General features: G+C 56.3%; 19 protein-coding genes and 1 other annotated feature. Of the genes, 15 read left to right on the forward strand and 4 right to left on the reverse strand.

Annotated features, from left to right (window positions below; translation table 11 throughout):
• Positions 1–48: 48 nt before the first annotated feature.
• Positions 49–1,407 carry an APC family permease gene (locus tag KOL70_RS07890; protein WP_058757322.1) on the reverse strand — a complete coding sequence of 453 codons (1,359 nt, stop codon included), beginning with the start codon at positions 1,405–1,407 and terminating at the stop codon, positions 49–51.
• A 366-nt stretch (positions 1,408–1,773) separates the two neighbouring features.
• Entirely contained in the window at positions 1,774–3,189 is a 1,416-nt protein-coding gene (locus KOL70_RS07895; protein WP_215480485.1) for a glutamine synthetase family protein, read from the reverse strand.
• 211 nt (positions 3,190–3,400) lie between these two features.
• Between KOL70_RS07895 and puuD the strand changes: the two genes are divergently transcribed.
• Genes puuD through KOL70_RS07910 form a run of 3 tightly spaced genes read left to right on the forward strand, consistent with a single transcriptional unit; the run spans position 3,401 to position 6,021 of the window.
• Complete coding sequence (gene puuD, locus KOL70_RS07900) at positions 3,401–4,165, forward strand: gamma-glutamyl-gamma-aminobutyrate hydrolase (RefSeq protein WP_215480486.1); 765 nt, start codon at positions 3,401–3,403, stop codon at positions 4,163–4,165.
• Entirely contained in the window at positions 4,162–4,719 is a 558-nt protein-coding gene (gene puuR, locus KOL70_RS07905; protein ID WP_031280073.1) for an HTH-type transcriptional regulator PuuR, read from the forward strand. Before puuD ends, puuR begins: the two co-directional genes overlap by 4 nt.
• Before the next feature lie 21 nt (positions 4,720–4,740).
• Positions 4,741–6,021 carry an FAD-binding oxidoreductase gene (locus KOL70_RS07910; RefSeq protein ID WP_058771096.1) on the forward strand — a complete coding sequence of 427 codons (1,281 nt, stop codon included), beginning with the start codon at positions 4,741–4,743 and terminating at the stop codon, positions 6,019–6,021.
• 253 nt (positions 6,022–6,274) lie between these two features.
• On the opposite strand, the gene KOL70_RS07915 is transcribed toward KOL70_RS07910, so the two are convergent.
• A complete protein-coding gene (locus KOL70_RS07915) occupies positions 6,275–7,102 on the reverse strand; it encodes an SDR family oxidoreductase (protein ID WP_058757317.1) in 828 nt (275 codons plus the stop codon).
• Between the two features lie 180 nt (positions 7,103–7,282).
• On the opposite strand from KOL70_RS07915, the gene hisL reads away from it, so the two are divergent.
• From hisL to KOL70_RS07975, 12 genes are all read left to right on the forward strand, one after another.
• Positions 7,283–7,330 (forward strand): his operon leader peptide, encoded by a 48-nt coding sequence (gene hisL, locus KOL70_RS07920; protein WP_100396937.1) that lies wholly within the window; start codon positions 7,283–7,285, stop codon positions 7,328–7,330.
• Positions 7,306–7,427 (forward strand) — a sequence feature (His leader region). It overlaps the preceding gene by 25 nt.
• Positions 7,428–7,481: 54 nt before the next feature.
• Positions 7,482–8,381, forward strand: a complete 900-nt coding sequence (hisG, locus tag KOL70_RS07925) for an ATP phosphoribosyltransferase (protein WP_031280070.1) — start codon at positions 7,482–7,484, stop codon at positions 8,379–8,381.
• A gap of 3 nt (positions 8,382–8,384) precedes the next feature.
• On the forward strand, positions 8,385–9,692 hold the full coding sequence (hisD, locus tag KOL70_RS07930) for a histidinol dehydrogenase (protein ID WP_059011598.1): 1,308 nt from the start codon (positions 8,385–8,387) through the stop codon (positions 9,690–9,692).
• Positions 9,689–10,765: a histidinol-phosphate transaminase gene (hisC, locus tag KOL70_RS07935; protein ID WP_021509355.1), complete on the forward strand. Its 1,077-nt coding sequence runs from the start codon at positions 9,689–9,691 to the stop codon at positions 10,763–10,765. Before hisD ends, hisC begins: the two co-directional genes overlap by 4 nt.
• Positions 10,762–11,829 (forward strand): bifunctional histidinol-phosphatase/imidazoleglycerol-phosphate dehydratase HisB, encoded by a 1,068-nt coding sequence (hisB, locus tag KOL70_RS07940; RefSeq protein WP_021509354.1) that lies wholly within the window; start codon positions 10,762–10,764, stop codon positions 11,827–11,829. The genes hisC and hisB overlap by 4 nt, the downstream gene beginning before the upstream one ends.
• Entirely contained in the window at positions 11,829–12,419 is a 591-nt protein-coding gene (gene hisH, locus KOL70_RS07945) for an imidazole glycerol phosphate synthase subunit HisH (RefSeq protein ID WP_088518040.1), read from the forward strand. The genes hisB and hisH overlap by 1 nt, the downstream gene beginning before the upstream one ends.
• Entirely contained in the window at positions 12,419–13,156 is a 738-nt protein-coding gene (gene hisA, locus KOL70_RS07950; protein WP_132466783.1) for a 1-(5-phosphoribosyl)-5-[(5-phosphoribosylamino)methylideneamino]imidazole-4-carboxamide isomerase, read from the forward strand. The genes hisH and hisA overlap by 1 nt, the downstream gene beginning before the upstream one ends.
• The gene (gene hisF / locus KOL70_RS07955) at positions 13,138–13,914 is read left to right on the forward strand and encodes an imidazole glycerol phosphate synthase subunit HisF (protein ID WP_021509351.1); all 777 of its coding nucleotides are present in this window, start codon (positions 13,138–13,140) and stop codon (positions 13,912–13,914) included. The genes hisA and hisF overlap by 19 nt, the downstream gene beginning before the upstream one ends.
• Positions 13,908–14,519: a bifunctional phosphoribosyl-AMP cyclohydrolase/phosphoribosyl-ATP diphosphatase HisIE gene (gene hisIE / locus KOL70_RS07960; protein ID WP_021509350.1), complete on the forward strand. Its 612-nt coding sequence runs from the start codon at positions 13,908–13,910 to the stop codon at positions 14,517–14,519. The genes hisF and hisIE overlap by 7 nt, the downstream gene beginning before the upstream one ends.
• 105 nt (positions 14,520–14,624) lie before the next feature.
• Positions 14,625–15,101: a YbaK/prolyl-tRNA synthetase associated domain-containing protein gene (locus KOL70_RS07965; protein ID WP_072209928.1), complete on the forward strand. Its 477-nt coding sequence runs from the start codon at positions 14,625–14,627 to the stop codon at positions 15,099–15,101.
• 66 nt (positions 15,102–15,167) lie between these two features.
• Positions 15,168–15,965, forward strand: a complete 798-nt coding sequence (locus KOL70_RS07970) for an ABC transporter substrate-binding protein (RefSeq protein ID WP_150058648.1) — start codon at positions 15,168–15,170, stop codon at positions 15,963–15,965.
• Between the two features lie 112 nt (positions 15,966–16,077).
• On the forward strand, positions 16,078–17,190 hold the full coding sequence (locus tag KOL70_RS07975) for a succinylglutamate desuccinylase/aspartoacylase family protein (RefSeq protein WP_150058649.1): 1,113 nt from the start codon (positions 16,078–16,080) through the stop codon (positions 17,188–17,190).
• Between the two features lie 33 nt (positions 17,191–17,223).
• On the opposite strand, the gene KOL70_RS07980 is transcribed toward KOL70_RS07975, so the two are convergent.
• Positions 17,224–19,518 (reverse strand): hypothetical protein, encoded by a 2,295-nt coding sequence (locus KOL70_RS07980; RefSeq protein WP_215480487.1) that lies wholly within the window; start codon positions 19,516–19,518, stop codon positions 17,224–17,226.

Consider the following 19,518-nt stretch of genomic DNA (forward strand, 5'->3'; position numbering starts at 1 on the left):
CGGTTACCTCCCCCGCGGGCGGGAGAGGGTTAGGGTGAGGGAAAAGCCTTACACCTCTTCGCTAAACTGCGGTACCGGATTGCGGAACGTGCGGGTCACAAACGCCAGGTAAACAATACCAATCGCCGCCCACACCAGGCCGAGCACCATTGAGGTCTCTTCCAGGTTGATCCACAGCGCACCCACCGTCAGCGCACCCATAATAGGCAGCACCAGATAGTTGAGGTGATCTTTCAGCGTCTTATTACGCTTCTCACGAATCCAGAACTGGGCAATCACCGACAGGTTCACAAAGGTGAACGCCACCAGCGCACCGAAGTTAATCAGCGCCGTTGCGGTGACCAGGTCGAAGTTGATCGCCAGCAGCGCTACCGCACCAACCAGCAGCACGTTCAGCGACGGCGTGCGGAATTTCGGATGCACGAAGCCAAAGAAACGCTGCGGGAACACACCGTCACGGCCCATCACGTACATCAGACGCGAAACGCCGGCGTGTGCCGCCATGCCACTGGCCAGCACCGTCACCACCGAGAAAATCAGAATGCCGATCTGCAGCGCTTTACCCGCCACGAACAGCATGATTTCCGGCTGTGAAGAGTCCGGATTCTGGAAACGCGAGATATCCGGGAAGTACAGCTGCAGGAAGTACGAGACGCCAATAAAGATCACCCCACCAATCAGCGCGGTCAGGAAAATCGCGCGTGGAATGGTGCGCTCGGCATCTTTGGTCTCTTCCGACAGCGAGCTGATACCGTCAAAGCCAAGGAACGAGAAGCACAGAATGGTTGCACCGGTAATCATTGGTACCACCTGCGCATTTTCCGACCAGAACGGCTTCGTGCTGGTCAGCGTACCGGCGCCAATACCGTGTGCCACACCATACACCACCATACCGGTGATCACTGCCATCACCACTACCTGCAGCACCACAATGACGCTGTTGAAGTTGGCCACGGTTTTGATCCCACGCAGGTTGGAGATGGTCATAAACGCCACCAGCAGCACCACGAAAATCCACGACGGAATGCCCGGCACCAGCGACTCAAAGTAGCTTTTCGCCAGCAGGATGTTGATCATCGGCATGAACAGATAGTCCAGCAGTGATGACCAGCCCACCATAAAGCCGACGTGCGGACTGATAGCCTTCTGAGCATAGGTGTAAGCGGAGCCCGCAGATGGGAAGCGGCGTACCAGCTTGCCGTAGCTCACGGCAGTAAACAGTATCGCGATCAGCGCGAAAGCATAAGCGGTGGCGACGTGACCGTCGGTGAGGCCTGACACGATGCCGAAGGTATCAAACAGGGTCATTGGCTGCATATACGCCAGGCCCATCATGACGACCGGGATCAGAGTCAGAGATTTTTTCAGATGTGCACGCTGTGGTGCGGCAGAGGTATTAAGCGACATTGTTCAGGCCCCCTACAGCAACAACTGAGTTCAGTTGTACCACAGGGATACTGCGCAATGTGCTGCAGTGAGAAGTGATATTAGTGTTTGCGATTGTCGCCGCGCCATAATCATCACGGAAGCGAGAACCAGCCTGCGCTGGTGCAATTGTAAACAGTCCCATCTTTGTTCCTCAAATCTCACGCACAAGCGTGTTTCAGTGTCTATCTATCCGGATGCGTGTCCGGCCTCGTTCATGTAGTGAAAGCACCATGCAAAAAAATAACCGACGTAATAAGCGTCGGTTATGTTTTGTCTTTTGCAGGGCGCGTATTTTGCCCCAACTTAGGCCATCGACACAAGATGTTGGATCAATTCTTCTGTCGGTCAGGCGTTCTTTAACATCCAGTCAATTTCCGTGGCGGTGATCAGCCGTTCAAACTCGCGCAGCTCATACTGTTTGCAGCTGTGCCACACGCCGCTGAAACGCTCGCCGAGCAGCTTTTGCAGCGGATAGCTGTTTTCAAACTCATACAGCGCATCGCTCTGGCGAATCGGCAGTTCCAGCCCTTCCGCCTCGTGGCCATTGCCCTTCACCGGATGCGGTAAGGGTAGCTGATTATCCAGACCGTGCAAGATACCGGCAATAATTGCTGACACCACCAGATACGGATTGGCATCGGCGCCCGCCACACGGTACTCGACGCGATGGTTTTCTACATCGCCGCAGGGAATGCGCAGCGCCACCGTGCGGTTATTGTGTCCCCATGACGCCTGTAGCGGCACAAACGCCTCCGGCAGGAAACGGCGAAACGCGTTGACGTTAGGCGCCAGCAGCGCCATTGATGCCGGCATCAGATCGATCATGCCAGCCAGCGCGCGCTTCAGCAGCGGCGAATCGCTGCCATCATCCAGCGCAAAGGCGTTGTGGTCGGCGGCATCCAGCATACTGATGTGTACGTGCATGCCGCTGCCCGCATACTCCTCATACGGCTTGGCCATAAACGTGGCGGTCATGCCGTGATTCTCCGCCACCTGACGCACCAGCCGCTTCAGCAGAATGGCGTCGTCGCAGGCTTTGAGGATATCGCGCGTATGGTGCAGGTTGATTTCGAACTGGCCCGGCGAGGCTTCCGCCAGCGCGCCGTCGGCGGGGATATTCTGCAGTTTCGCCAGCGCGTCGATATCGTGCAGTACGTCGGCGAAATGGTCGAGATTATCCAGCGAATAGACCTGACTCTGCATGTTTCGTTCTTCACTACCCGGCGCACACGGCGGCTGAATATAGCCTTCGGCATCGCGCTTTTTGTCCACCAGATAGAACTCCAGCTCTACCGCTACCACCGGAAACAGACCGCGATTGCGCAGCTGTTGCCACAGCCGGTTCAGCACGTTTCGGGGTTCAACGTCAAAGGGAGTGCCATCTTGGTCGCACATGGTCAGCAGCAGCTGGGCGATGCGTTGCGGGTCAGAGGCGGAAGGAATTAAGGTCCCGGGGACCGGTATGCAGAGGTTATCAGGTTCGCCGAGCGCCTGTCCGAGGCCGGCTTCCTCGACGGTGTTGCCGAGAATGTCCATGGCGAAAACCGAGGCCGGAAAGTAACACCCTTTTTCCAGCTTAGCTAACGCGGAGACGGGAATGCGTTTACCGCGAAATACCCCGTTGAGATCGTTTAACAGAATATCGACATACTGCGTTTCCGGATGGCGTTCCAGCCAGGTTTTCACCTCCAGCTGGAACGCGCTGGTTCGTTTTTCTTCACTGTGTCGCGTGAAGTCTTCTACTTCCACGAGGTTCGTCATCTTCCCACCCGCCCTATACCGTTTAAGATGGTTTGCACATGCTCAAAATAACAGCCACACCTCTAACATAGCTCTAACGCAAATGGTGTGCAAATGTAACAATTCTGTTTGAAGAACAACCAGACGGTTGCTAGATTGACAATATATTGCACACTTTTTCTACTTAGCGCGCAAAACCGGCGAAAATATTGAACAGCAGCGTGGAGACGTAATGGGCATTATTTTTGACAAGCCTTTGATTGGCGTAGTGATGTGCCAGAACCCCATCGGCAACCACGTTGGGCAGACCGTGCATAACAAATACCTCGACGCCGTGGTGCTGGCTGGTGGCGTGCCGCTGCCTTTGCCGCATCAGTTAATGCACGCGCCGCAGCTATTAGAAAACAGTATGACGCTGCTGGACGGCATTTTGCTCACCGGCAGCCCAAGCAATATTGAACCCTGGCATTACGGTGAAGAGGGTCATGAGGCGCATGCCGATCCGTCGCGTGACCGCTTATCCTTTGCGCTTATCACCCACGCCAGCGGGAAAAAGATGCCGATGCTGGGCATCTGCCGCGGTTTGCAGGAGCTGGTGGTTGCCAACGGCGGCGCGCTGCATCGCCAGCTGCATCAGACGCACCTGTTTCAGGAGCACCGCGAAGATGACAGCCAGCCGCTGGAGCAGCAGTACGCGCCGGCGCATCTGGTGCAGCCAGAACCCGATGGCCTGCTGAGCCAGTTGCTCGACAGCGCTGCCGCGTTCGCGGTCAATTCGCTGCACGGCCAGGGCATCCGCGAGCCGGGTCCGCAGTTACGCATTGAAGCCCGCGCGCCGGATGGCCTGATCGAAGCCGTCAGCCTGCGCCAGCATCCGTTTGCGCTGGCGGTGCAATGGCATCCGGAGTGGCAATCCGATCGCGATCCGGTCTCGCGCCGTTTATTCGAGGCCTTTATCCACGCCGCAGCACGTTATCACAAGGAAAAGCAGCCATGAATGATGCCACTCTGGCGCCCGGACGACGCTTATCGCAAATCCGGCAGGAGTTGGGATTGTCTCAGCGTCGCGTCGCTGAGTTGTCAGGTTTAACACACAGCGCTATCAGCACCATTGAGCAGGATAAAGTCAGCCCGGCAGTCAGCACGTTACAAAAGCTACTCAAAGTGTATGGGCTGTCGCTGTCGGAGTTTTTCTCGGAGCCGAAAGTGAATGCCACGCCGCGCATCATCGTACGCCCGGATGATTGCGTTGAGATCGGCAGCCTCGGTGTTTCTTTACAGCTGATTGATAACGGTGCGGCGAAGCGCGCGCTGGCCATGCTGCTGGAGCGCTACGAGCCGGGGGCCAGCACCGGTGAAAAGCTGCGCCATCCCGGTGAAGAGACCGGCACGGTGCTGGAGGGGGAAATCACTCTGGTGGTGAACGGTCAGAGTTATCACCTAAACCGCGGCGAAAGCTACGTGATTGATACCGGTTTGCCGCACAGTTTTACCAATACGTCAGATCAGCCGTGTCGCATTGTCAGCGCGCATACGCCCGCCAATTTCTGAGTTCACGCGCTACAGGAGGTTATGATGCACCACGTGCAAAGTTATTACGCCGCGACCGCCAACGCGCACGCGCCGTGGCCGCAGCTGCAGGAGAGCATTCAGTGTGACGTCTGCATCATCGGCGGCGGGTTTACCGGGCTCTCTTCCGCGCTGTTTCTCACCGAAGCCGGTTACGATGTGGTGGTGCTGGAAGCGGCCCGCGTCGGCTTTGGCGCCAGCGGCCGCAACGGCGGCCAGGTGGTGAATTCTTACAGCCGCGATGTCGATGTGATTGAGCAGCGCTACGGCAAACAGACTGCGCAGATGCTGGGCAGCATGATGTTCGAAGGGGCGGAGATTATCCGCGACCGTATCGATCGTTACGCCATCGCCTGCGACTATCGCCCCGGCGGCATTTTCGCAGCGCTCAATCAGCGCCAGATGGGGCATCTGCGCAGCCAGCAGGCCAGCTGGGCACGCTACGGCAATAGCGATCTGGAGCTGCTGGACGAGCGCGGCATCCGCCGTGAAGTGGCCACCGACCGTTACGTCGGCGGCCTGCTGGACCGGCGCGGCGGCCATCTGCACCCGCTCAATCTGGCGTTAGGTGAAGCCGAGGCGATTCGCCGGCACGGCGGCCGTATTTATGAGCAGTCGGCGGCGCTGGCAGTGACCTACGGCGCACCCAACCGGGTCAAAACCGCACAGGGTGAAGTCAGTGCCACCTTTGTGATTTTTGCCGGCAACGCCTATCTGCCGTCGCAACTGGAACCGCGACTGGGGCGCAAAAGCATGCCGTGCGGCTCGCAGATCGTCACCACCGAGCCGCTGAGCCGCGATCAGGCGCTGGGGCTGATGCCCAATAACCACTGCGTAGAAGATTGCAATTATCTGCTGGATTACTTCCGCCTGACTGCCGACAACCGCCTGCTGTACGGCGGCGGCGTGGTGTACGGCGCGCGCGAACCGGAAGACATCGAGGCGTTGATCCGGCCCAAGCTGCTGCGCACCTTTCCGCAGCTGCGCGACGTGAAGATCAGCCATCGCTGGAGCGGTAACTTCCTGCTCACGCTGTCGCGCATGCCGCAGTTTGGTCAGCTGGAGAAGAATGTGTTCTTTATGCAGGGCGATAGCGGACATGGCGTGACCTGTACGCACCTCTCCGGCAAGCTGATTGCCGAAGTGCTGCGCGGCCATGCAGAGCGGTTTGATGCGTTTGCAAAGCTGCCGCACCTGCCGTTTCCCGGCGGAAGACGCTTTAAGGTGCCACTGACGGCGATGGGCGCGGCCTGGTATGCGTTAAGGGATCGGCTGGGGGTTTAGGTGGGTGCGGTTTGCTGCCCTCACCCCGGCCCTCTCCCACGGGGAGAGGGAGAAGGACGGTGCGTTCATCTGCAGGGAGAGGGAGAAGGACGGTGCGTTCATCTGTATGGAGAAGGAGAATGGCCGTGAGATCATCTGTCTGAGGTTAATGCTGCCGTTTGTCAAAATGACGAAACCAGCGAAATAAACGCTCGGGCGGTTCCCTCTCCCGCGGGCGGGAGAGGGTTAGGGTGAGGGCAACCCCGCACCGCCCCTACTCCAGCGGCATCTTCATCGGGTCATCGTAGCTGTACTCAAACCCCAGCTCGTGACAAATCTTCGAACCGTCAATCACCTTGCCGCTGGCGCGCACCGGCTCGGCAACAAACGTCGGTGGCACCAGGCCTAACTGCTTCGACACGCTCGGGTAAAAGCTATCGCGTGATGGATGTTTCGGGGCGCACAGGTTGTAAACGTGCCCGCCTTTTGGCGTTTGCAGCAGCAGCACAATCGCGTCGACCACATCATCAAGATGCACCAGGTTCACCGCGTGCGCGCCGTTTTCCAGGTTGGTTTTACCGGCGAGGAAACGCCCCGGATGACGATTCGGGCCGACCAGTCCGGCGAGACGCACGATATCCACGCTGGTGCCCGGCAGGTCATGCAGCCAGTTTTCCAGCTCCACCAGCGTTTTGCCTGCCACCGTCTCCGGCTGCAGCGCACTGCTCTCTTTTCTCACGCCGTCGCCGCTGCCGTATACCGAGGTAGAGCTGGTAAAGATGATGCGCGGCACTTTATTCGCCAGCGCGGTATCGACCACGTTCTGCACCGCCTGCATGTAATCTTCGCCGCCCTGCACGGTGCGGCTGGCGGGCAGCGTCACCACCAGCGCATCCACCGCCATCAGCGCGGCCAAATCGTCTGCTTCACACTCCAGCTCCGGTGACAGCACCAGCTGAAACGCATCAATACCACAGCGGCGCGCCGCATCGACGCCATCCGGTGAAGTTTTGCTGCCGGTCACCTGCCAGCCGCGCGCTGACAGCGCCATCGCCAGCGGCATTCCCAGCCATCCCAGACCTACAATCGCCACCTTTTTCATATCGACTCCTGCTCTCCCGCGCTAAGACACCCCATCTTAGTGCCAGCGCGCCAGCCAGACCAGCGCAAACTGTTGCCGAAGGTTGCGAAAACTGACGTTAAAAAAGGGTTGCCAAGCGCCGCCATCTTCGTTAGGTTAATCAGCACGCAAATGAATACTCATTCAGCAACGGAATTTTTTATGACACGCGTTCAGTTCAACCACCATCATCACCATCACCCTGACTAGTCTTTCAGGCGATGTGTGCTGGAAGACGTTTAGGATCTTCCAGTGGTGCGAGCGCAAAGAGAGCCCCCGGAAGATCATCTTCCGGGGGTTTTTTTATGGGCGAACGCAACCCAAGACGCTTCAGACAGGATTGAATAAGAGGACAGGAACCATGTTAGATAACACCCGTTTACGCATAGCTATGCAGAAATCTGGCCGTTTGAGTGATGAATCACGCGAACTGCTGGCACGCTGCGGTATTAAAATTAACCTTCAGCAGCAGCGTCTGATTGCGTTTGCGGAGAACATGCCAATCGACATCCTGCGCGTGCGCGATGACGATATCCCTGGCCTGGTGATGGATGGCGTGGTCGACCTCGGTATCGTTGGCGAAAACGTGCTGGAAGAGGAGCTGCTGACGCGCCGCGCGCAGGGCGAAGACCCGCGTTACTTTACGCTGCGTCGCCTCGATTTCGGCGGTTGCCGCCTGTCACTGGCAATGCCAGTCGATGCCGAGTACACCGGTCCGCAATGCCTGAATAATGCCCGTATCGCCACATCTTACCCGCACCTGCTGAAGAAATACCTTGATAAACAAGGCATCGCGTTTAAATCCTGCCTGCTGAACGGTTCCGTTGAAGTGGCACCGCGCGCCGGTCTGGCCGATGCCATTTGCGACCTGGTGTCTACCGGCGCCACGCTGGAAGCTAACGGCCTGCGTGAAGTTGAAGTGATCTACCGCTCTAAAGCGGTGCTGATTCAGCGCGATGGCGAACTGCCAGCGGCGAAACAGCAGCTGGTGGATACGCTGATGACGCGTATTCAGGGCGTGATTAAAGCGCGTGAATCCAAATACATCATGCTGCACGCGCCGAGCGAGCGGCTGGAAGAAGTCATCGCCCTGCTGCCGGGTGCCGAGCGCCCTACCGTGCTGCCCCTGGCCGGTGAAGTGAGCCGCGTGGCGATGCACATGGTGAGCAGCGAAACGCTGTTCTGGGAAACCATGGAAAAACTGAAGGCGCTTGGCGCCAGTTCGATCCTCGTGCTGCCAATTGAAAAAATGCTGGAGTAACCGATGAGCGCAATCATGCAACCTATCGACTGGCAGGCGTGTAGTGCCGAACAGCAGCAGGCGCTGCTGCAGCGTCCGGCAATCTCGGCATCGGCCAGCATCAGCGCCACCGTGCAGGACGTGCTGGTGCAGGTTAAACAGCAGGGCGACGCGGCACTGCGGGCGTTCAGCGCGCGCTTCGACAAAGCCCAGGTGGAGAATCTGCGCGTGTCCGCCGCTGAGATGCAGGCGGCCGGCGAGCGGCTGAGCGACAACTTAAAACAGGCGATGGCAGACGCCATGGCGAATATCGAAACCTTCCACAATGCGCAGATTCTGCCGCCGGTGGACGTGGAAACCCAGCCGGGCGTGCGCTGCCAGCAGATCACCCGTCCGGTGAAGTCGGTCGGGCTGTACATTCCCGGCGGCTCCGCGCCGCTGTTCTCCACCGTGCTGATGCTGGCAACGCCGGCACGCATTGCCGGCTGCGGCCGCGTGGTGCTGTGCTCGCCGCCGCCAATTGCCGATGAAATTCTCTACGCGGCGCAGCTATGCGGCGTGCAGGAAGTGTTTCAGGTCGGCGGCGCGCAGGCGATTGCTGCCCTCGCCTTCGGCACAGAAAGCGTGCCGAAAGTAGACAAGATTTTTGGCCCGGGCAACGCGTACGTGACCGAAGCGAAACGCCAGGTCAGCCAGCGTCTCGACGGCGCGGCGATCGACATGCCTGCCGGTCCGTCTGAAGTGCTGGTGATTGCGGACGAAGGCGCGACGCCGGCGTTTGTCGCCTCCGATTTGCTGTCGCAGGCCGAACACGGTCCGGATTCTCAGGTGATTCTGCTGACGCCTTCACGGCAGCTGGCCGAAGGCGTGGCGCTGGCGGTTGAACAACAGCTGGCGCAGCTGCCGCGCGCCGCCACCGCACGTCAGGCGCTGGAGAGCAGCCGCCTGATTGTGGCGCAGGATCTGGCGCAGTGCGTGGAAATCTCCAATCAGTACGGCCCGGAGCACCTGATTATTCAGACGCGCCAGCCGCGCGCGCTGGTTGAGGAGATCACCAGCGCCGGTTCGGTGTTCCTCGGCGACTGGTCGCCGGAATCCGCCGGTGATTATGCCTCCGGCACTAACCACGTGCTGCCGACCTATGGCTACACCGCGACCTGCTCCAGCCTTGGGCTGGCCGATTTCCAGAAACGCATGACGGTCCAGGAGCTGACGCCGCAGGGCTTCCTCAACCTCGCCGCCACCATTGAAACCCTCGCCGCCGCGGAACAGCTGGACGCGCACAAAAATGCCGTGACCCTGCGCGTCGCAGCCCTGAAGGAGCAAGCATGAGCAACAACGTTGAAGATTTAGCCCGCGCCAACGTGCGCGCGCTGACGCCCTATCAGTCTGCTCGTCGCCTCGGTGGCAACGGTGACGTATGGCTGAATGCGAACGAATTTCCGCTGCCGGTGCCGTTTGAACTGTCGCAGCAGACGTTGAACCGCTATCCGGAGTGCCAGCCCAAATTAGTCATTTCGCGCTACGCCGCCTATGCCGGCGTCCAGCCGGAGCAGGTGCTGGTGAGCCGCGGGGCGGATGAAGGGATTGAGCTGTTGATGCGCGCCTTCTGCGAGCCGGGCAAAGACGCCATTCTGTTCTGCCCGCCGACCTACGGCATGTACAGCGTCAGCGCCGAAACCATCGGCATTGAGTACCGCACCGTGCCGGCACTGGACAACTGGCAGCTCAACCTGCCCGCCATCGCGGACCAGCTGGACGGCGTGAAAGTGGTGTACATGTGCAGCCCGAACAACCCGACCGGCAATCTGATTAATCAGGATGACATTCGCCAGCTGCTGGCGATGACCGCCGGCAAAGCGCTGGTGGTCGCCGACGAAGCCTATATTGAGTTCTGCCCGCAAGCAACGCTGGCCGGCTGGCTGCAGGAGTTCCCGCATCTGGTGATTCTGCGCACGTTGTCGAAAGCCTTTGCGCTGGCTGGCCTGCGCTGCGGCTTTACGCTGGCCAACAAGCCGGTGATCGATCTGCTGCTGAAAGTGATTGCACCTTACCCGCTGGCGACGCCGGTGGCCGACGTGGCGGCGCAGGCGCTGAGCGAGCAAGGCATCGCGCTGATGCGTCAGCACGCGCAGCAGCTTAACGACAACCGCGCCTGGCTGTGCGAACAGCTGCCGCAGCTGAGCGTCGTGCAGCAGGTTTTCCCGAGCGAAACCAACTATATTCTGGCGCGCTTCACCGACTCGCCAAAAGTGTTTAAAACGCTGTGGGATCAGGGCATTATTCTGCGCGACCAAAACAAAAACCCTGGCCTGGCGGGATGTCTGCGCATCTCCATCGGCACCCGTGAAGAGTGCGAGCGCCTGATCGCCGCGCTGCAAGCCTTATCTGTGGAGCAAGCATGAGTCAGAAGATCCTTTTTATCGACCGCGATGGCACCCTCATCTCTGAGCCGCCGACGGATTTTCAGGTGGACCGTATGGAGAAGCTGGCGTTTGAGAAGAACGCCATCCCGGCCCTGCTGGCGCTGCAGGAGGCGGGTTATCAGCTGGTGATGATCACCAACCAGGACGGCCTGGGCACTGAACGTTTCCCGCAGGCCGATTTTGACGGCCCGCACAACCTGATGATGCAGATCCTGCGCTCACAGGGCGTGAACTTCAGCGACATCCTGATCTGCCCGCATCTGCCGGAAGAGAACTGCGACTGCCGCAAGCCAAAGACCAAAATGGTCGAAGCCTGGCTGGCCGACGGCGCGCTGGATACCGCCAACAGCTATGTGATTGGCGACCGTCTGACCGACATCCAGCTGGCGCAGAACATGGGCATTCAGGGCCTGCGCTACGGCGCGGAAGGCGAAGACTGGGACGCGATTCAGGCGCGCCTGACCAAACGCGATCGTCACGCGCTGGTGAACCGCAACACCAAAGAGACGCAGATCAAAGTGGAAGTGTGGCTGGATCGCGAAGGTGGCAGCAAAATCAACACCGGCGTCGGCTTCTTTGATCACATGCTGGATCAGATCGCCGTGCACGGCGGCTTCCGCATGAACATCGAGGTGAAAGGCGACCTGTATATCGACGATCACCACACGGTAGAAGACACCGGCCTGGCGCTGGGCGAAGCGCTGCTGAAGGCGCTGGGCGACAAGCGCGGCATCGGCCGCTTCGGCTTCGTGCTGCCAATGGATGAGTGCCTGGCGCGCTGTGCGCTGGATATCTCCGGCCGTCCGCACCTCGAATACAAAGCCGAGTTCAGCTACCAGCGCGTTGGCGACCTGAGCACCGAAATGGTCGAGCACTTCTTCCGCTCGCTGTCGTACGCCATGATGAGCACGCTGCACCTGAAAACCAAAGGCCGCAACGATCATCACCGCGTGGAAAGCCTGTTCAAAGCCTTTGGCCGCACGCTGCGTCAGGCGATTCGCGTTGAGGGCAACACCCTGCCGAGCTCGAAAGGAGTGCTGTAATGAACGTGGTGATTCTTGATACCGGCTGCGCCAACCTCTCTTCAGTTAAGTGGGCGATTGAGCGCCTCGGCTACACGCCCGCAGTGAGCCGCGATCCGGACGTGGTGCTGCGCGCCGACAAACTGTTTCTGCCCGGCGTCGGTACCGCGCGGGCGGCGATGGACCAGCTGCAGGAGCGCGATCTGATCGAGCTGGTGAAAGCCTGCACCCAGCCGGTGCTCGGCATCTGTCTCGGCATGCAGCTGCTCGGACGCGGCAGCGATGAGAACGGCGGCGTCAGCACGCTGGGCATCGTTGATGAGCCGGTATCGCTGATGGATACCCGGGGTTTACCGCTGCCGCACATGGGCTGGAACCAGATCACCGCGCAGGCCGGCAATCACCTGTTCCGCAACATTCCGGACGGCAGCTATTTCTACTTTGTGCACAGCTACGCCATGCCGGTGAATGCCGCCACCATCGCCCAGTGCGACTATGGCCTGCCGTTCACCGCCGCCCTGCAGAAAGATAACTTCTTCGGCGTGCAGTTCCACCCGGAGCGCTCGGGTAAAGCCGGCGCGCAGCTGCTGAAAAACTTCCTGGAGATGTGATGATTATCCCCGCATTAGATTTGATCGACGGCAAAGTGGTACGCCTGCATCAGGGCGACTACGGCCAGCAGCGCGATTACGGCAACGATCCCCTGCCGCGCCTGCAGGATTATGAACGCCAGGGCGCGGAAGTGTTACATCTGGTGGATTTGACCGGGGCGAAAGATCCGGCAAAGCGCCAGATCCCGCTGCTGACCACGCTTTTACGCGGCGTCAGCGTGCCGGTACAGGTTGGCGGCGGTATCCGTCATCGTGACGATGTGGCCGCCCTGCTGGCAGCCGGCGCCACGCGCGTGGTGGTTGGCTCCACCGCAGTCAAGCAGCCGGAAGAAGTGAAAGGCTGGTTCAGCGAATTTGGTGCCGACGCCATTGTGCTGGCGCTTGACGTGCGCATTGACGCCAGCAATCGCAAAGAAGTGGCGATCAGCGGCTGGCAGGAAGCGGCAGGCGTGACGCTGGAAGAGGTGATTGGCTGGTATCAGCCGGTGGGCCTGAAACATGTGCTGTGCACTGATATTTCGCGTGACGGCACGCTGAGCGGTTCCAATGTGGCGCTGTATCAGGAAGTATCCCAGGCGTTTCCTGACATCGCGTTCCAGTCTTCCGGCGGCATCGGTTCACTGGACGATATCGCTGCCCTGCGCGGCAGCGGTGCACAGGGTGTGATTGTCGGTCGCGCCCTGCTGGAAGATAAATTTACGGTAGCGGAGGCAATTGCATGCTGGCAAAACGGATAATCCCCTGTCTGGATGTGCGTGACGGGCAAGTAGTGAAAGGCGTGCAGTTCCGCAACCACGAAATCATTGGCGACATCGTCCCGCTGGCGCAGCGCTATGCCCAGGAAGGCGCTGACGAACTGGTGTTTTACGATATCACCGCCTCTTCCGACGGCCGCGTGGTGGATAAAAGCTGGGTATCGCGCGTGGCGGAAGTGATCGATATTCCGTTCTGCGTCGCCGGGGGCATCAAAACCCCGGAAGATGCGGCGCGCATTCTGCAGTTTGGCGCAGATAAGATCTCCATCAACTCACCGGCGCTGGCCGATCCAACGCTGATTACCCGGCTGGCGGACCGCTTCGGCGTGCAGTGCATCGTGGTGGGCATCGATACCTGGTTTGATGAAGCCAGCGGCAAGTATCACGTCAATCAGTATACCGGCGACGAAGCGCGCACCCGCGTTACCCAGTGGGAAACGCTGGACTGGGTAGAGGAAGTGCAGAAGCTGGGCGCTGGCGAGATCGTACTGAATATGATGAATCAGGACGGCGTGCGTAACGGCTACGACCTGGTGCAGCTGAAGAAGGTGCGTGACGTGTGTAAGGTGCCGCTGATCGCCTCCGGCGGCGCAGGAACCATGGCGCACTTCCTCGAAGCCTTTGAGCAGGCAAACGTCGACGGCGCGCTGGCGGCTTCGGTGTTTCACAAACAAATTATCAATATCGGCGAGTTGAAAAACTTCCTGATCGACAACGGTGTGGAGATTCGCGCGTGTTAACTGCAGAACAACTGGCCAGACTGGACTGGGCCAAAACCGCGGGCATGATGCCCGTCATCGTCCAGCACAACGTCTCCGGCGAAGTGCTGATGCACGGTTATATGAACGAGGACGCGCTGCACAAGACGCTGGCCGACGGCAACGTCACCTTCTTCTCCCGCACCAAAAACCGTTTATGGACCAAAGGTGAAACGTCGGGTCACTTCCTCAAAGTGGTCAGCATCACGCCGGATTGCGATAACGACACGCTGCTGGTGCTGGCCAATCCGATTGGCCCCACCTGCCATCTCGGTACCTCGAGCTGCTTTTCGCCTGCCGCACCGGACTGGACGTTCCTGTATCAGCTGGAGCAACTGCTGGCCTCGCGTAAAAGCGCCGATCCGGCCAGCTCCTATACGGCGAAGCTGTACGCCAGCGGCACCAAGCGCATTGCACAGAAGGTGGGAGAAGAAGGTGTTGAGACCGCGCTGGCCGCTACCGTCAATGACCGCCACGAACTGACCAACGAAGCCTCCGATCTGCTGTACCATCTGCTGGTGCTGCTGCAGGATCAGGAGCTGGACCTCAGCACCATCATCAACAACCTGCGCGCACGCCATAAGTAACAATTGTGCGCCATGCTGCTCAATACGGGCTTTCTGGCTCGATTTTGAGCAGCATACTTCGCAAAAGAGTGCGATCAATTGCGCTTCATCAGAATGGAAACCCTCATGACCACGCATGAAAAACTGCTCGCCCTGCTCGATCAGCATAACGCCCGTTACCGACTCATGGAGCATGAAGCGACCGGAAAGTGTGAAGCTGTGGCCGCGATTCGTGGCACGGAAGTGGGACAAGGTGCCAAAGCGCTGGTGTGTCACGTCAAGGGCAACGGCATCAAACAGCATGTGCTGGCGGTGCTACCGGCCGACCAGCAGGCCGACCTGAGTAAAGTGGCAGCCGCCGTGGGTGGCCGTCGCGCCTCGCTGGCCTCGCCGGCTGAGGTGGATGCGCTGACCGGCTGCGTATTTGGCGCGATTCCGCCGTTTAGCTTTCATGCGGATTTACAGCTGGTGGTCGACCCGCTGCTGTTCGAGCGCTACGACGAAATTGCCTTTAACGCCGGGCTGCTGGAGAAGTCGGTGGTACTGCAGGTGGAGGATTACCGCGCACTGCATAATGGTAACGTGATGAAAATAATACTCTAATTGCCATACACCACGCTGAGCGGTACTCTCGATGACTTATCATCACGACAAAAGAAGACCGCAACTATGGCAAGTTCCCGTTTTACCGCCCGTCTGCGCCAGACGCTGGCACTGGCTGTGCTGGCAGGCTGCGCGTTCGGCGCTCAGGCAAAAATCGATCAGGTGCGTTTCGCCGTTGATCCTACCTATCCCCCTTTTGAATCCAAAACGCCGCAGGGCAAGCTGGTCGGGTTTGACATCGACCTCGGCAATGCGCTGTGCACGCAGATGCAGGCCAAATGCGTGTGGGTCGAGAGCCAGTTCGACGGCATGATCCCGGCGCTGAAGGCGCGTAAGTTTGACGCCATTCTGTCGGATATGGGTATCACCGAAGAGCGTCTGAAGCAGATCGACTTCACCGTGCCGCTGTATGACACCCACACCCAGCTGATTGCGCGTAAAGGCTCCGGCCTGCTGCCCACTGCGGAATCGCTGAAAGGCAAAACCGTGGGCGTGGAACAGGGCACCGTGCAGGAGCGCTACGCGCTGGCAAAATGGCAGCCGCACGGCGTGAACGTGGTGCCATATGGCGATCAGGCACAGGTCGAGAGCGACCTGATTTCCGGACGCCTTGACGTGGTGTTCACCGATGCCGCACAGGCCGCAAACGGCTTCCTGAAACATCCGCAGGGCAAAGATTTCGAGCTGGCTGGCCCGATTGTGCAGGATCCGATTATCGGCCCTGGCACCGCCATCGGCCTGCGCAAAGGCGACACCGAATTAAAAACCGCGCTGGACAACGCCTTCGCGGAGATCAAAAAGAACGGTACCTTTGATACCTTGCAGAAGAAGTATTTTGCGACGGATATCTCTATTAAGCCGTGATCGATGGGGCGGCGCATTTGCCGCCCTTTTTCCAGCAGAACTATAATTCCCTTCATCAATTTCATGCGGCGCGGCCACGAGCGTGCCCCAGACACAGGACATCGACTGCGTTATGCAACAACAACATCATCCTTTGTTAAGCGCGACGCTGGGCACCCAGCGGGAAATTGTCAGCTTCCACTTCGGCACCGACTCACAGCAGCGGGTATATATTCAGGCGGCGCTGCACGGCGATGAACTGCCGGGCATGGCGGTGGCGTGGTATCTCAAGCAGAAGCTACTGGCGCTGGAGTCGGCGGGCAAGCTGAAAGCCAAAATCACTTTGGTGCCGGTCGCGAATCCGCTCGCACTGGGTCAGCACTGGCACGGCACTCACCTCGGACGTTTTCATACTCTTTCTGGTCAGGATTTTAACCGTCGCTTCCCGGCGCTGGGCGATACGCTGGCGGCAGAACTGGCGGGCTCGCTGACACAGAGTGAATATGAAAACAAACGACTGATTCGCGACGCCATCGATCGTCACTACCGCGACCGCATCGCCAAAAGCGAACTGGAGGCCCAGCGCTTCACCCTGATGCGCATGGCCAGCCAGGCAGACCTGATGATTGACCTGCACTGCGACTGGGATGCCTTGCCGCATCTTTACACCACACCGCACGCCTGGCCGGAGATTGAGCCGCTGGCGCGCTGGCTTGGCAGTGAAGTGCAGCTACTGGCGCAGATCTCCGGCGGAGAGCCCTTTGATGAGGCCTGCTGCGAACCCTGGCTGACACTAGCTGAGCGTTTTGGCAAGGACTACCCGATGCCGCGCGGCCTGCTGCCGGTGACGCTGGAACTGCGCGGCGTAGCCGATGTATCGCCGGAACAGGCGGAGAAGGATGCGGATGCAATTATCAATGCGCTGATTGAAGGGGGATATATTGCCGGAGAAACCGGAGACTCCCCTGCCCTGATCCATGCACCAACCCAGCTGGCAGGCTGTGAGTACATCCACGCACCTCACTCCGGACTACTGCTGAACCGCAGAAAATTAGGTGAGTGGGTTAAAGCGGGCGAAGTGGTGGCGGAGATTGTCGACCCGCTCAATGACTACGTGACACCGCTGGTGGCTGAGTTTGGCGGCGTGCTGTATGCACGAAACCTGACCAAGTTTGTCACGGCTGGGATGCTGGTGGTGAGGCTGGCGGGGGAAAATGCGGGACGCAGAGGGGATTTGCTGGTATAGGAAAAAAACGGCCTATTTAAAGGCCGTTAAAGATTAATGTTTTATAGATACTTCCTGTAAAGAAAGTCCTAACATTCTGTTATCCGTACCAAGACCTAACTCAGCTGGAGATTTAGCGTCCTTTACAAACAACTCTATCTTTTGGACCTTCTGAGAATGATCGATTGGAATTAAAACAATCGAAGCATCATTGGTTTTGGATGTAACTTCCTCTGTAACAATCTGATTATTTTGTGAAGTTTTAAACTCTATATCAACCGAATTTCTTACGTTTGATAATAAAACATTATATTTAAGCACATAAAAATTCGATGAGTCATTTGGCACTGGAAGTTGTAAAACTGCCTTATCTTTTGACCAAACATGACCCGGTTCTCTATAATACCATCCATCATCAAGTACAAAGTCAAGATTGAAATCTGTATCATTTATAACAAAAGGATAATGGATGTTTTCGGAGTTAAGATATTCGGTATATTTCTTTTCATCTAAACTAATAACAGCATAGTAATCTCTTTCTTTAACATTGAAGAATGGAATCTCATCTAATTTATAAATTAAAGACGAATAATTCTTTTTTATAACAGCGGGACACTTGAAATCCAGATCATTTTTAAGTGAAATCCGCTTTTCTGATGATAAAGGCAGTAGTGTATCCTCAGGGCATTCCCAATAATGGGCAGACCATAACATGTTAACAAAAGGAATTATGATATAATCAACGTCTTTATTTAATAACAACTGAGTTATATAAGGAATTTGAGCGTCAGAAACTGCTCCTTGTAGATTGAGCATAACCGGCGGCCAATGCAATTTAGCCACATCTAAATTCTTATCACCACCAATATTAAAGGTTTTGAAATTAGAATAAGGCGCTAAATAATTAGCAAAGAAATCATTATTCCATGGAATGAATGCCACTCGAGACGAACGATCGATATCAATTTTAAGATTGTCGACCATTTTCTTGTTAATATCCGCTACGGATAAAAAATTAGCTCTTCCATAGTTCCAGGCCTTAGATAAATGAGGAAGAAATAGAGCGACCAGTAGAATTGAAAATATATATTGCCTCTTTTTACTTACTCTTACCAACATACTTAAAGTTAGGACCCAAAAGCAAAAGGATGCTAAAGCGATCCACCTATATGAGGCTCGCATAACATTGAAGCCAGGAAGGTATTGCGATATAAAAGAATTACCAGTTGGAGCTAATGCATACTTCTCAGGCATTAGCATAGTATTAGCCATATCAGATGGCGCGATGTAATTATCAGGTTTAAATGAGAAAAGCTTTATCGATGGTCCTGGTGCCATATAAACAGAAAAAACACCCAAAATAAAAACACAATAAAACCAGATACTTTTTCTCTTGTTTTGATACCATCCAATTACACCTAACAATAAAAATGGCAAAATAAAGCTCGTATTCCATACTGAGGCATCACCAAAAAATTGTGATGCTGTTCGATGTTTCGATAAAGCTAATAGATCATAAAACCAAAACACACCTTGAGTAGGAATAAATAAAAAGCTTAAATCTAACCCCCAACCTCTAAAAAAATCTAAAGACTCTGGCTGATATGAACTTTTCCCTATGAAACAGGAATAAAGAAGGTAAGCACAGCAAAAAGCCACTAAATATCCAATTAATTTCTTGAGAAAGAATGATTTTTTATTGGCTGATTGAAGGAATGAGAATAAAGCTATTGCAGATGCTGCTACCGCAAACATGATAAAAGTATAGCCATCCATAAAAACGGATATAATTACAGAACTTAGAAAGGCTAAAAACTTTAATGAAAGCTGACTGAAATCATATTCAGATGCCTGAAAGAAAACATAGGTTATCCAACAATAAAATGGAATGAGAGCTATTCCAAGCATCAACATCGAATAGCCTGAGTGGCGTCCGATAACTGGTGTGATAAGCCAAAGTAATGAAAAAATAGATGCAATATTTTGGCTTGCATGAAATAACCTACTGATTTTATAGCATCCTAAGAATGCCAAGCCAATATATAAAGCAAAAACTAAGCTATAAGCAGCCTCGGGCAAAATGCCGAACTTAATTAACCAACTTAATGGTAAAACAGCGGATAATCCAAATGCGATAGCGGCAGGGTGTGGGAACCCTATATCATAAGCATATAAATTGAAAAAACCTTCGTTAGATAGAGATTTCGCATAACCCATAGCCCACAGCGCCTGTCCCATTGTAGGCAGTGATAAAAAAGGTATAACATTGTTGATTATTAATGCCAATAATAAGCATATTGTACAGAAAACAAAATTCCCAGAAGAGAATTTAACATCACCAACCATCAT

Origin of the sequence: Pantoea sp. B270 (assembly GCF_018726825.1) — a bacterium.
In the GTDB taxonomy this organism is placed as follows: domain Bacteria; phylum Pseudomonadota; class Gammaproteobacteria; order Enterobacterales; family Enterobacteriaceae; genus Pantoea; species Pantoea dispersa.

Bases quoted from the DNA above. Each gene is read 5' to 3' on its own strand.
- KOL70_RS07910 (WP_058771096.1), top strand. From the start codon at position 4,741: ATGATGCACCACGTGCAAAGTTATTACGCCGCGACCGCCAACGCGCAC.
- KOL70_RS07975 (WP_150058649.1), top strand. From the start codon at position 16,078: ATGCAACAACAACATCATCCTTTGTTAAGCGCGACGCTGGGCACCCAG.
- puuR (WP_031280073.1), top strand. From the start codon at position 4,162: ATGAATGATGCCACTCTGGCGCCCGGACGACGCTTATCGCAAATCCGG.
- hisC (WP_021509355.1), top strand. From the start codon at position 9,689: ATGAGCAACAACGTTGAAGATTTAGCCCGCGCCAACGTGCGCGCGCTG.
- hisD (WP_059011598.1), top strand. From the start codon at position 8,385: ATGAGCGCAATCATGCAACCTATCGACTGGCAGGCGTGTAGTGCCGAA.
- KOL70_RS07895 (WP_215480485.1), bottom strand. From the start codon at position 3,189: ATGACGAACCTCGTGGAAGTAGAAGACTTCACGCGACACAGTGAAGAA.
- KOL70_RS07965 (WP_072209928.1), top strand. From the start codon at position 14,625: ATGACCACGCATGAAAAACTGCTCGCCCTGCTCGATCAGCATAACGCC.
- KOL70_RS07980 (WP_215480487.1), bottom strand. From the start codon at position 19,518: ATGATGGTTGGTGATGTTAAATTCTCTTCTGGGAATTTTGTTTTCTGT.
- puuD (WP_215480486.1), top strand. From the start codon at position 3,401: ATGGGCATTATTTTTGACAAGCCTTTGATTGGCGTAGTGATGTGCCAG.
- KOL70_RS07915 (WP_058757317.1), bottom strand. From the start codon at position 7,102: ATGAAAAAGGTGGCGATTGTAGGTCTGGGATGGCTGGGAATGCCGCTG.
- KOL70_RS07890 (WP_058757322.1), bottom strand. From the start codon at position 1,407: ATGTCGCTTAATACCTCTGCCGCACCACAGCGTGCACATCTGAAAAAA.
- hisH (WP_088518040.1), top strand. From the start codon at position 11,829: ATGAACGTGGTGATTCTTGATACCGGCTGCGCCAACCTCTCTTCAGTT.
- hisB (WP_021509354.1), top strand. From the start codon at position 10,762: ATGAGTCAGAAGATCCTTTTTATCGACCGCGATGGCACCCTCATCTCT.
- hisG (WP_031280070.1), top strand. From the start codon at position 7,482: ATGTTAGATAACACCCGTTTACGCATAGCTATGCAGAAATCTGGCCGT.
- hisA (WP_132466783.1), top strand. From the start codon at position 12,419: ATGATTATCCCCGCATTAGATTTGATCGACGGCAAAGTGGTACGCCTG.
- hisF (WP_021509351.1), top strand. From the start codon at position 13,138: ATGCTGGCAAAACGGATAATCCCCTGTCTGGATGTGCGTGACGGGCAA.
- KOL70_RS07970 (WP_150058648.1), top strand. From the start codon at position 15,168: ATGGCAAGTTCCCGTTTTACCGCCCGTCTGCGCCAGACGCTGGCACTG.